8 protein-coding genes are annotated in these 12,775 nt (G+C 44.4%); 1 reads left to right on the top strand and 7 read right to left on the bottom strand.

Annotation, left to right across the window (positions count from 1 at the left end; genetic code table 11):
- Positions 1-103: 103 nt before the first annotated feature.
- Positions 104-889: an NAD(+) diphosphatase gene (nudC, locus tag OCV39_RS13565; RefSeq protein WP_261888622.1), complete on the bottom strand. Its 786-nt coding sequence runs from the start codon at positions 887-889 to the stop codon at positions 104-106.
- Positions 890-1,061: 172 nt separating this feature from the next.
- On the opposite strand from nudC, the gene OCV39_RS13570 reads away from it, so the two are divergent.
- Positions 1,062-1,556: an Rsd/AlgQ family anti-sigma factor gene (locus tag OCV39_RS13570; RefSeq protein ID WP_040887246.1), complete on the top strand. Its 495-nt coding sequence runs from the start codon at positions 1,062-1,064 to the stop codon at positions 1,554-1,556.
- 318 nt (positions 1,557-1,874) lie between these two features.
- Here OCV39_RS13570 and rpoC read toward each other — a convergent pair whose 3' ends face one another.
- From rpoC to rplK, 6 genes are all read right to left on the bottom strand, one after another.
- The gene (rpoC, locus tag OCV39_RS13575) at positions 1,875-6,077 is read right to left on the bottom strand and encodes a DNA-directed RNA polymerase subunit beta' (RefSeq protein WP_113795399.1); all 4,203 of its coding nucleotides are present in this window, start codon (positions 6,075-6,077) and stop codon (positions 1,875-1,877) included.
- Between the two features lie 66 nt (positions 6,078-6,143).
- The gene (rpoB, locus tag OCV39_RS13580; RefSeq protein WP_017053182.1) at positions 6,144-10,172 is read right to left on the bottom strand and encodes a DNA-directed RNA polymerase subunit beta; all 4,029 of its coding nucleotides are present in this window, start codon (positions 10,170-10,172) and stop codon (positions 6,144-6,146) included.
- 251 nt (positions 10,173-10,423) lie between these two features.
- A complete protein-coding gene (gene rplL / locus OCV39_RS13585; protein ID WP_113795397.1) occupies positions 10,424-10,789 on the bottom strand; it encodes a 50S ribosomal protein L7/L12 in 366 nt (121 codons plus the stop codon).
- A 57-nt stretch (positions 10,790-10,846) separates the two neighbouring features.
- Positions 10,847-11,341: a 50S ribosomal protein L10 gene (gene rplJ / locus OCV39_RS13590; RefSeq protein WP_045103110.1), complete on the bottom strand. Its 495-nt coding sequence runs from the start codon at positions 11,339-11,341 to the stop codon at positions 10,847-10,849.
- 253 nt (positions 11,342-11,594) lie between these two features.
- Positions 11,595-12,299 carry a 50S ribosomal protein L1 gene (gene rplA / locus OCV39_RS13595; protein ID WP_113795396.1) on the bottom strand — a complete coding sequence of 235 codons (705 nt, stop codon included), beginning with the start codon at positions 12,297-12,299 and terminating at the stop codon, positions 11,595-11,597.
- A 4-nt stretch (positions 12,300-12,303) separates the two neighbouring features.
- Positions 12,304-12,732: a 50S ribosomal protein L11 gene (rplK, locus tag OCV39_RS13600; protein ID WP_113795395.1), complete on the bottom strand. Its 429-nt coding sequence runs from the start codon at positions 12,730-12,732 to the stop codon at positions 12,304-12,306.
- Positions 12,733-12,775: the final 43 nt, after the last annotated feature.

Raw genomic sequence — 12,775 nt, forward strand, 5'->3', positions numbered from 1 at the left:
ATGAGAGTACTCAGCATCTCATAACGACATCTTACTTACCCCCTCCTTGACCGGAGGGGTTTTTTTATCATTTGAAAGCTATTTTGTTGAATTACCATCGTTTTCACGTGGTCGGTTCATGTAGCAGATCGAGCGTATGTTCAATCAACGCACGAGCAATCGTCCCTTCAGGCGCAACAGCTGGCATCTCACTCGGCAAGAACCACTGCGCATCGGTCAGCTCGCTATAATCTGGTTTTAACTCCCCTGACTCATATTCTGCGATATAAGCCATCATCATACTGGATGGAAATGCCCATGGTTGGCTACCGAAATATTGAATATTTTTCACATCAATTCCAGTTTCTTCTTTTACTTCTCTCGCTACACATTGCTCTAACGTCTCGCCCACTTCTAAGAAGCCTGCAATAACTGTGTACATACCATTACGGTGCCTTGGATGTTGCGCTAAAAGTATCTGCTTACTATTTCTTACCCCAACAATAATGCATGGAAAAATACGCGGATAATGCAATGTCCGGCAATCTCCACACTGCATAGCTAACTGATTATGGTTTAGGTGATTGCGTCCTCCGCACTGAGCGCAGAAACGCATAGTTTGTGTCATGTATCCATACTGCACAGCTTTGCTTGCGAGAAGAAAAAGTGCTTCAGGTAATAACAGTAACTCGCGCAAAGAGGTCAATGGATAGCGACAATCCACATCAGCATCGTTTAACCACATCACTGGAATCCCCTGATAGGTTCCAATGTTTACGGCTTTTTCATAAGGTAAGCCGAGTTCACTTGCACTCCCTAAAGGAAGCGTGCCATCTACAACCCATAAGTCACTGCCAAGAACGATGCACCAATAAACGTCGCTGGTTCCTTTGTCACTTTTTTTTAACATCTCTGTTCCTCTCCACTTGCAGTTATTCCATTTTACTGGCAATCTAAATTCATACCAGAATTTAGATTGAAATATCAACGAAAACTCAGGTAGATAAGAATTTAAATTGTGTTATGGATACTTTGCTTTTCACGGATGACGATCACCACTCTTGTGGTCCGATCATGAGGACATGGTCATGCTAAATAAATTCAAACAAGTACAAGAACAGTGGGGTGGCTCAAGTGAGGTCATCGACCATTGGCTCGAGACCAGACAATCACTGATTGTTGAATACTGTAAACTCGCAACTTTACAGCCCTGTACAACAAACAGCGCTGTCTCAGAGCTCCCTTCACCAAAAGAGCTTCAGGTATTTTGCCAACATCTCGTTGATTATATTTCTGAAGGACATTTCAAAATTTACGATATGGTCATGGATAAGTGGCGTTCTACAGGTTTCGAAGTGACAGAAGAGATCAATCAAGCTTATGGCAAGATTGTGTTAACCACAGAGCCCCTACTGAATTTTACGGACAAATACGCAGCGATACAGAGCGAAGATTTACTTGAGAATCTAGACAGCGATCTCTCATTTATTGGCGAAGTAACGGAAGCTCGCTTTGAAGTTGAAGATCAGCTCATTCGACTCATCGCTGACAGCTTAGCCGTTCCACCAGGCGCTTGATAACACGATATCTAAGATAATATTAGATACAGAAACCTTCTTACGATGGTAAGAGGGTTTTGTGCACCGCAATGCTAGCCTAAGAGCTCTAATCAGCTTAGGAGGTCGATTTATCGCTTCTCATCAGCGATTTAGCTCCTTTCCTTAACCTTCTTCTTTCTTCTTTCTTCTTTCTTCTTTCTTCTTTAGTTGTTCCCTACAGATAGAAAGCCACCAGCATTAAATGGCTCATTTTCTAAAGATAAAAAAAATCCCCGAGCATGGCCCGAGGATTTATCTATCAAGGCAACATTACGCTGCCTTTATCTCTACACTAGCTTACTCGTTAGAAGAGAAACCTGCATTTAGAAGTGCCGCTAGGTTATCTGTTGCTTGTTCAGCAGATGGACCTTCTTGCTCTTCTTCACGCTGTTTTTGACGCTCTTGGTGGTAAGCGAAACCAGTACCAGCTGGAATCAATCGACCAACAATAACGTTCTCTTTCAGGCCGCGTAACTCATCACGTTTACCAGAAACCGCAGCTTCTGTTAGTACGCGAGTCGTTTCTTGGAACGACGCTGCTGAGATGAATGACTCAGTTGCAAGAGATGCTTTAGTGATACCTAGTAGTTCACGCTCGAAGCTCACTAGCTCCTTGCCTTCTGCTTCTAGTACACGGTTAGCGATCTTAACTTGTGAGTATTCAACTTGCTCACCAGGTAGGAACTCAGAGTCACCCGCTTTAGTGATAGTACACTTACGAAGCATTTGACGAACGATAGTTTCAATGTGCTTATCGTTAATCTTAACGCCTTGTAGACGGTATACTTCTTGTACTTCGTTTGCGATGTACTGAGTTACTGCGCGGATACCACGTAAACGTAGAATATCATGTGGAGTTTCAGGACCGTCGGCGATTACATCACCACGTTCAATCTTCTCACCTTCAAATACGTTTAGCTGACGGTGCTTAGGAATCATCTCTTCGTAAGCGTCACCGCCATCACGAGTAATAACTAAACGACGCTTACCTTTCGTTTCTTTACCGAACGACACAGTACCTGTGTGTTCAGCAAGGATCGCAGGCTCTTTCGGCTTACGAGCTTCGAATAGGTCGGCTACGCGTGGTAGACCACCGGTGATATCTTTGTTTCCGCCAGATTTCTGAGGGATACGAGATAATGTGTCACCGATGCCAACTTCTGCGCCATCTTCGATGTTAACAATCGCTTTACCAGGTAGGAAGTAGTGAGCTGGCATATCAGTACCAGGAATCATTACATCGTTGCCTGCTGCATCAACAAGTTTGATAGCTGGACGCATATCTTTACCTGCTGCTGGACGAGCGGCTGCGTCAGTCACTTCACTTGAAGATAGACCTGTTAGGTCATCTGTTTGGCGAGTAACGGTAACACCATCGATCATGTCAACAAATTGGATGCGACCTGCCACTTCAGTGATGATTGGCATGGTGTGCGCTTCCCAGTTAGCAACAACTTCACCAGATTCTACTGAATCGTTGTCTGCTTTGCTCAGAATCGAACCGTAAGGAAGTTTGTGCTTCTCTTTAGTACGACCGAACTCATCAACAATCGTCATCTCAGATGCACGAGAGGTGATAACCAGTTTCTTGTCTTTGTTGATTACAAACTTAGCGTTGTGAAGCTTCACAGTACCAGTTGTTTTCGCTTGGATGCTGTTCTCTGCTGCTGCAGTAGATGCCGCACCACCGATGTGGAACGTACGCATCGTTAGCTGTGTACCCGGTTCACCGATAGATTGAGCAGCAATAACACCAACTGCCTCACCTTGGTTCACTAGGTGACCACGTGCTAGGTCACGACCGTAACACTGTGCACAACAACCGAAGTCTGCATCACAGGTAACTACTGAGCGCACTTTCATGCTATCTACAGAGTTATCTTCCATGATCTGACACCACTTCTCATTAATTAGAGTATTACGTGGGATCAGTACATCTTCAGTACCAGGCTTAAGAACATCTTCAGCAACAACACGACCAAGAGCAAGCTCAGAAAGTGCAACTTTAACGTCACCACCTTCAATGTGAGGCATCATGTCGATACCTTCGTGAGTGCCACAATCGTGCTCATGTACTACAACATCTTGTGCAACGTCTACTAGACGACGAGTTAGGTAACCCGAGTTCGCCGTTTTCAGTGCTGTATCGGCAAGACCTTTACGCGCACCGTGCGTTGAGATGAAGTATTGAAGTACGTTTAGACCTTCTTTAAAGTTCGCTGTGATTGGCGTTTCGATGATTGAACCATCTGGACGCGCCATCAGGCCACGCATACCCGCCAACTGACGAATCTGTGCAGCAGAACCACGAGCGCCCGAGTCAGCCATCATGTAGATGCTGTTAAACGACTCTTGCTGTTCTTCATCACCATCACGGTTAACTACTGTTTCGAACGATAGGTTATCCATCATCGCTTTCGCAACACGGTCGTTGGTAGACGCCCAGATATCGATAACTTTGTTGTAACGTTCACCAGCAGTAACTAGACCAGATTGGAACTGATCTTGGATTTCACGAACTTCTTCTTCAGCTGCGTCGATTTCGTCGTACTTCGCTTGAGGTACAACCATATCGTCGATACCAACAGAAACACCAGATAGTGCTGCGTATGCGAAACCTGCGTACATGATTTGGTCAGCAAAAACAACGGTATCTTTCAGACCAAGCTTACGATATGCCTCGTTAAGCAGGTTAGAGATCTGTTTTTTACCAAGCTTTTGGTTAACGATGCTGTATGGAAGACCTTTCGGTACGATTTGCCATAGCATTGCACGACCAACAGTTGTATCAACTAAGCCAGTGTTTGTTGTGCTGTTACCGTCTTCGTCTACTACTGTTTCAGTGATACGTACTTTAACGCGAGCATGTAGCTCAGCAGTCTTAGTACGGTATGCCTTCTCAGCCTCTTCAGGGCCAGCAAGGTACATACCTTCACCTTTCACGTTGATCTTGTCACGTGTCATGTAGTAAAGACCCAATACAACGTCCTGAGAAGGTACGATGATCGGATCACCTGATGCTGGCGACAGAATGTTATTCGTCGACATCATTAGGGTACGAGCTTCTAGTTGAGCTTCCAAAGTCAGTGGTACGTGTACCGCCATTTGGTCACCATCGAAGTCGGCGTTATATGCCGCACACACTAGTGGGTGAAGCTGAATCGCTTTACCTTCGATTAGTACTGGTTCGAACGCTTGAATACCAAGACGGTGAAGTGTTGGTGCACGGTTCAATAGTACTGGGTGTTCACGAATTACTTCGTCTAGGATATCCCAAACGATCGCTTCTTCGCGCTCTACCATTTTCTTAGCTGCTTTGATTGTCGTCGCCATGCCACGAGTTTCTAGCTTGCTGTAGATGAATGGTTTGAATAGCTCAAGTGCCATCTTCTTAGGAAGACCACACTGGTGCAAACGTAGAGTTGGACCTACTGTGATTACAGAACGACCAGAGTAATCTACACGTTTACCAAGCAAGTTCTGACGGAAACGACCCTGTTTACCCTTGATCATATCAGCAAGAGATTTCAGAGGACGCTTGTTAGAACCTGTAATCGCACGACCACGACGACCGTTATCAAGAAGTGCATCAACAGACTCTTGCAGCATACGCTTTTCGTTACGTACGATGATGTCCGGAGCAGCTAGCTCTAGAAGACGCTTCAAACGGTTGTTACGGTTGATCACACGACGGTATAGATCGTTCAGATCAGAAGTCGCAAAACGACCGCCATCTAGTGGTACTAGAGGACGTAGATCTGGCGGAAGTACTGGAAGAACCGTAAGGATCATCCATTGTGGATCATTGCCAGACTGAATAAATGCTTCAACTAACTTAAGACGCTTAGTCAGTTTCTTACGCTTAGTTTCAGAGTTAGTTGTTTCTAACTCTTCGCGCATTTGTTCAGCTTCTTGGTGCATATCCATAGTAGACAGCAGATCTTTGATCGCTTCTGCACCCATCTTAGCAGTGAACTCGTCACCCCACTCTTCTAGGCGATCTAGATACTCTTCTTCAGTAAGCATCTGAGATTTTTCTAGATCCGTCATACCCGGTTCTGTTACTACGTACATTTCGAAGTAAAGAACACGTTCGATATCACGTAATGGAATATCCATTAGTAGACCGATACGAGACGGTAGTGATTTTAAGAACCAGATGTGAGCAACTGGTGAAGCGAGTTCAATGTGGCCCATACGGTCACGACGAACTTTAGTTTGTGTAACTTCTACGCCACACTTCTCACAGATAACACCGCGGTGCTTCAGACGCTTATATTTGCCACAAAGACATTCGTAGTCTTTTACTGGACCAAAAATACGCGCACAGAACAGACCATCACGCTCAGGCTTGAACGTACGATAGTTAATTGTTTCTGGTTTTTTAACTTCACCAAAAGACCATGAACGAATCATGTCCGGTGAAGAAAGACCGATTTTGATTGCATCAAATTCTTCGGTCTTATGCTGTGCTTTTAGAAAGTTTAATAAGTCTTTCACGATCAGCCCCTGTAAGGAGTGAAAAGGCGCTCGGCGAGCGCCTTTCTAACAAATAATCCCTAAGGATTACTCTTTATCTTCTAACTCGATGTTGATACCTAGCGAGCGAATCTCTTTCAACAATACGTTGAACGATTCTGGCATGCCTGGTTCCATGCTGTGATCGCCATCTACGATGTTCTTATACATCTTAGTACGGCCATTCACATCATCCGACTTCACAGTCAACATTTCTTGTAGAGTATATGCAGCACCGTATGCTTCTAGTGCCCATACTTCCATCTCACCGAAACGCTGGCCACCGAACTGAGCTTTACCACCAAGTGGTTGCTGAGTTACTAGGCTGTAAGAGCCAGTCGAACGCGCGTGCATCTTGTCATCAACCAAGTGGTTCAGTTTTAGCATGTACATGTAACCAACAGTTACAGGACGCTCGAACTGATCACCTGTACGGCCATCAAATAATTTTAGTTGACCAGATTCAGGAAGGTCACCTAATTTCAATAGCTCTTTGATCAACGTTTCAGAAGCACCGTCGAACACAGGCGTAGCGATTGGTAGACCACCACGTAGGTTCTGAACCAAGGTACGCACTTGATCATCAGACAGTTCAGCAATATCAACTTTCTGACGAGTGTTACCGAGATCATAAACCGTCTGTAGGAAGTTACGGAACTTATGCAGTTCTTGTTGTTCCTTCAGCATTTGGTTGATCTTGTCACCGATACCTTTCGCAGCCAAACCTAAGTGTACTTCTAGGATCTGACCGATGTTCATACGTGATGGTACACCCAGTGGGTTCAACACGATGTCTACAGGTTGACCTTTCTCATCGTATGGCATGTCTTCAACAGGGTTAATCTTAGAGATTACACCTTTGTTACCATGACGACCCGCCATCTTATCACCAGGCTGGATACGACGTTTCACCGCTAGGTAAACTTTAACAATCTTAAGAACGCCAGGCGCTAGATCATCACCTTGAGTGATTTTACGACGTTTAGTCTCAAACTTCTTATCGAAGTCTGCTTTAAGCTCATCCCACTGCTCAGCAAGTTGCTCAAGCTGTGATTGTTGTGCTTCGTCATCTAACGTTAGTTCTAGCCACTTCTTACGATCAATCGCATCAAGCTTAGCTTCAGAGTAACCACCATTGAGTAGTGCAGTACGAACACGAGCTAGTAGACCACCTTCAAGAATCTGGAATTCTTCAGTTAAGTCTTTCTTAGCATCTTTCAGCTGCATTTGTTCAATTTCAAGCGCACGCTTGTCTTTCTCTACGCCATCGCGAGTGAAAACTTGAACATCAATGATCGTACCTGAGATAGAGTTAGGTACACGTAGTGATGTATCTTTAACATCTGATGCTTTCTCACCGAAGATAGCACGTAGTAGCTTCTCTTCAGGAGTCAGTTGTGTTTCACCTTTAGGGGTTACTTTACCAACTAGGATGTCGCCACCCTTAACTTCAGCACCAATGTAAACGATACCTGACTCGTCTAGTTTAGACAGAGCAGATTCACCTACGTTTGGAATATCAGCAGTGATCTCTTCAGAACCCAGCTTAGTATCACGAGCCACACAAGATAGTTCTTGAATGTGAATTGTCGTGAAACGGTCTTCTTGAACTACGCGCTCAGATACTAAGATCGAGTCTTCGAAGTTGTAACCATTCCAAGGCATAAATGCGATACGCATGTTTTGACCAAGCGCTAGCTCACCAAGGTCTGTTGAAGGACCATCAGCAATTACATCACCGCGAGATACTGGTTCACCAGGTAGCACGGTTGGGCGTTGGTTAATACATGTATTTTGGTTCGAACGTGTGTACTTAGTTAGATTGTAGATGTCGATACCCGCTTCGCCAGGTACTAACTCGTCTTCATTAACCTTAACTACGATACGAGACGCGTCAACAGACTGAATCATACCGCCACGTTTAGCGACTGCAGTTACACCTGAGTCAACCGCTACGTTACGTTCGATACCTGTACCTACTAACGGCTTATCAGCTTTTAGTGTTGGTACAGCTTGACGTTGCATGTTCGCACCCATCAATGCACGGTTCGCATCATCGTGTTCTAGGAACGGGATAAGCGAAGCAGCGATAGATACTACTTGGTTTGTTGCAACGTCCATGTAGTTTACATGGTCGCGAGGGTGAAGACCTGATTCACCTTTTTGACGAGCAGTAATCAACTCATCAGCAAAAGATCCAGATTCAGTAAGAGCAGCGTTCGCCTGAGCGATAACAAACTGGCCTTCTTGAATAGCAGACAGGTAATCAACTTCGTCAGTAACTACACCATCAACAACACGACGATAAGGCGTTTCTAAGAAACCGAAATCGTTACAACGTGCAAATGCTGAAAGTGAGTTAATCAAACCGATGTTTGGACCTTCAGGCGTTTCGATCGGACATAGACGACCGTAGTGAGTTACGTGTACATCACGTACTTCAAAGCCTGCGCGTTCACGAGTAAGACCACCAGGACCTAAAGCAGAAATACGACGCTTATGCGTTACTTCTGACAATGGGTTGTTTTGGTCCATAAACTGTGAAAGCTGTGAAGAGCCAAAGAATTCTTTAACAGCGGCAGAAATAGGCTTAGCATTGATCAGGTCTTGAGGCATGATTGCATCAAGGTCACCAAGGCTCAAACGCTCTTTAACTGCACGTTCTACACGAACTAAACCAACACGGAATTGGTTTTCTGCCATCTCACCAACAGAACGGATACGACGGTTGCCAAGGTGGTCGATATCGTCCACTTCGCCTTTACCGTTACGAATGCCGATCAGTTTACGCATTACTGCGATGATGTCAGTTTCGTCTAGCGTACCTTGCTCACCAGCATCTTCACGCTCAATTGAACTGTTAAACTTCATACGACCAACAGTCGATAAGTCATAACGTTCTTCTGAGAAGAATAAGCTTTCAAACAAAGATTCAGCTGCTTCTTTCGTTGGTGGCTCGCCAGGACGCATCATGCGGTAGATTTCAACTAGAGCTGAAATACGATCTACTGTGCTGTCAACACGCAATGTGTCAGACATGAACGAACCATTGTCTAGGTCGTTAGTAAATAATACTTCTAGTTGCTTATGACTTGCCTGTGACAAGTTAGCAAGAGCTTCTAAGCTGATTTCTTGGTTTGCACCAACAATAACTTCGCCAGTCGCTTCATCAATGTAGTCTTTAGCCGCAACTTTGCCAACGATGTACTCAACAGGTACTTCGATGAAATCAACGCCATCTTTTTCAAGTTGACGGATATGACGCGCAGTTACGCGACGGCCAGTTTCTACATAAACTTTACCATTTGCTTCAATGTCAAATGATGCAGTTTCACCACGTAAACGCTCTGGAACAAGTTCCATAAGTAGCGTTTGATCTTTAACTTCGAAGTTCACTTTGTCGAAGAACAGATCTAGGATCTCTTCTGTCGTTTTACCAAGTGCACGAAGAATGATCGACGCAGGTAATTTACGGCGACGGTCAATACGTACGTATAAGTTATCCTTAGGATCGAACTCAAAGTCTAACCATGAGCCACGGTAAGGGATTACACGTGCGTTATATAGAACTTTACCAGAAGAGTGGGTCTTACCCTTATCGCTGTCGAAGAACACGCCTGGGCTTCGGTGCAGCTGGGATACGATAACCCTCTCGGTACCATTAATTACGAAGGTACCATTGTCTGTCATAAGCGGAATTTCGCCCATGTAGACTTCTTGTTCTTTAATGTCTTTTACGGTACCTGCCGGTGCATCTCGATCAAAAATAACTAAACGTAATTTTACGCGTAGTGGTTTTGAATAAGTTACACCACGGATTTGACATTCTTTAACATCAAAAACTGGCTCACCAAGACGATAGCTAACGTATTGCAGCTCGGAATTGCCGTTATAGCTCTGAATTGGAAATACAGAACGAAAAGCAGCCTCAAGACCGTATTGTCCTTCTGGATCCTGTTCAATAAATTTATCGAAAGAATCAAGCTGGATCGATAGCAGGTATGGAATGTCCAAAACTTGTGGACGAGTACCAAAATCCTTACGGATGCGCTTTTTCTCGGTATAAGAGTAAACCATGGGGTTCCTCAGCTCGCTGATAAGTGACCCAAACTACCCAATCTCTGCTCCTTAATCTTTTGCTAAGGAGGGGGGTAGTGACTAACAACTGTTTTCCAGTAGTGGTATTTCGACAAAGTTTATGCGAAATACTTTTGCTCAGATAAAGGTGCAAAAACAGCGGAAAATTCACCTATACCCTACAGCGCAAAAAGGCCGGTGGTTAATAAACCACCAGCCATTAGCCGTTAGGCTAAGAAATCAAGTAATAATTACTTGATTTCAACAGTTGCACCAGCTTCTTCTAAAGTCGCTTTAAGCGCTTCAGCTTCAGCTTTTTCAACGCCTTCTTTTAGAGATGCAGGAGCTGAGTCAACTAGACCTTTAGCTTCTTTCAGGCCAAGACCTGTTGCGCCGCGTACAGCTTTGATTACAGAAACTTTGTTTCCGCCAACTGCAGTTAGAACTACGTCGAATTCAGTTTGCTCTTCTGCAGATTCTGCAGCAGCGCCACCAGCAACAACTGCAGCAGCAGCAGTTACACCGAATTTCTCTTCCATAGCTTCGATAAGCTCAACAACTTGCATTACAGACATTTCTGCAACTGCGTCTAGGATTTGCTCGTTAGTAATAGACATAACAATTCTCTTTTAAGTCAACAATAAGTTTAAATAGTAACCAATTTAAAGCAGGGCTTATGCCGCAACTTCTTCTTTTTGGTCACGAACAGCAGCGATAGTACGTACCAGTTTACCAGCAGAAGCTTCTTTCATGCACATCATTAGGCGTGCGATTGCTTCGTCGTAAGTTGGTAGTGTCGCTAGTACATCAGCATCAGTAACTGCGCCTTCAAATGCAGCAGCTTTGATCTCGAAGTCTTTATTCTCTTTAGCAAAGTCTTTAAAAAGACGTGCTGCAGCACCTGGGTGCTCGTTAGAGAATGCAAGTAGAGATGGACCAGTAAATGTGTCTTGTAGACACTCATACTCAGTACCTTCTACTGCACGACGTGCTAGTGTGTTACGAACAACTCTCATGTAAACACCCGCTTCACGCGCTTGTTTACGTAGAGAAGTCATCGCGCCAACAGTAACGCCACGAGAGTCAGCTACAACTGCAGAAAGTGCACCACTGGCTGCTTCGTTGACTTCAGCAACAATTGCTTTTTTGTCTTGAAGATTTAAAGCCATTTGGATTAACCTCTGGTTGTGATTACAGCACTCACTACGTTATGTAGAGAGCGTTTACGATATATTCATGAACGCCAAAAAATGACCTACAATCCTAAATCGCCTACGTAGGTTGCATTAAGCCATCAAATATCATTCGATAAATAACAGCGCCTACGGTCTTGGAGATAGATGAGAATTGAATTGCTTCAAAATTCACCCAACCACAATTTATTAGGCGACGAATTATACACTAACTCATCGCCTATGCAAATTAGTTTACTGTAGTGTTCAAGCTTGCTTGATCAACAGTAACACCAGCACCCATAGTAGTAGAGATGCTTACTTTCTTCAGGAAAGTACCTTTCGCTGAAGAAGGCTTAGCTTTCTTAAGAGCAACTAGAAGAGCTTCTAGGTTTTCTTGAAGCTGTGAAGCTTCGAAAGATGCTTTGCCGATAGTAGTATGGATGATACCGTTTTTGTCGTTACGGTAACGAACCTGACCAGCTTTAGCATTTTTAACTGCTTCAGCAACGTTAGGAGTTACAGTACCAACTTTAGGGTTTGGCATAAGACCGCGAGGACCTAGGATTGTACCTAGTTGACCAACAACACGCATTGCATCTGGAGATGCAACAACTACGTCGAAGTTCATTTCGCCTTTCTTAACTTGCTCAGCAAGGTCTTCCATGCCTACGATGTCTGCGCCAGCTGCTTTAGCTGCTTCTGCGTTTGCACCTTGAGTGAACACAGCAACGCGGATATCACGACCAGTACCGTGTGGTAGCACAGTTGCGCCACGAACGTTTTGGTCAGATTTACGAGCGTCAATACCAAGATTAACTGCTACATCAACGCTTTCTACGAATTTAGCTGTTGCTAGTTCTTTAAGAAGAGCTACTGCTTCGTTGATTTCGTATTCTTTAGTCACTTCAACTTTGTCGCGGATAACGCGCATACGCTTAGTAAGTTTTGTCATTTTATTAACCCTCTACCACTAGGCCCATTGAACGAGCAGTACCTGCGATAGAACGCTTCATCGCTTCGATGTCTGCGCCAGTCATGTCTGCAGCTTTAGTTTCTGCGATCTCTTGAACTTGAGCGTCAGTAACAGTACCAACTTTCTCAGTGTTCGGACGACCAGAACCAGACTTAATGCCAGCAGCTTTCAGAAGAAGAACTGCAGCAGGTGGAGTCTTAGTTACGAACGTGAAAGAACGATCGCTGTATACTGTGATAACAACTGGAGTCGGTAGACCTTTCTCTACTGATTCTGTTTTTGCGTTGAACGCTTTACAGAATTCCATGATGTTAACGCCGTGTTGACCTAGAGCAGGACCAACCGGTGGACTTGGGTTTGCCATACCAGCTGCTACTTGCAGTTTGATATAAGCTTCAACTTTCTTAGCCATGATATTTCCTAAATTTTGGGTACTAACGCCAACCTATTGGTGA

The organism is Vibrio cortegadensis (assembly GCF_024347395.1).
Classification (GTDB): domain Bacteria; phylum Pseudomonadota; class Gammaproteobacteria; order Enterobacterales; family Vibrionaceae; genus Vibrio; species Vibrio cortegadensis.

What these genes read in the sequence shown, in the direction of transcription:
- nudC (WP_261888622.1), bottom strand. Translation starts at nt 889, where the DNA reads ATGTTAAAAAAAAGTGACAAAGGAACCAGCGACGTTTATTGGTGCATC.
- rplA (WP_113795396.1), bottom strand. Translation starts at nt 12,299, where the DNA reads ATGACAAAACTTACTAAGCGTATGCGCGTTATCCGCGACAAAGTTGAA.
- rpoB (WP_017053182.1), bottom strand. Translation starts at nt 10,172, where the DNA reads ATGGTTTACTCTTATACCGAGAAAAAGCGCATCCGTAAGGATTTTGGT.
- rplL (WP_113795397.1), bottom strand. Translation starts at nt 10,789, where the DNA reads ATGTCTATTACTAACGAGCAAATCCTAGACGCAGTTGCAGAAATGTCT.
- rplJ (WP_045103110.1), bottom strand. Translation starts at nt 11,341, where the DNA reads ATGGCTTTAAATCTTCAAGACAAAAAAGCAATTGTTGCTGAAGTCAAC.
- OCV39_RS13570 (WP_040887246.1), top strand. Translation starts at nt 1,062, where the DNA reads ATGGTCATGCTAAATAAATTCAAACAAGTACAAGAACAGTGGGGTGGC.
- rplK (WP_113795395.1), bottom strand. Translation starts at nt 12,732, where the DNA reads ATGGCTAAGAAAGTTGAAGCTTATATCAAACTGCAAGTAGCAGCTGGT.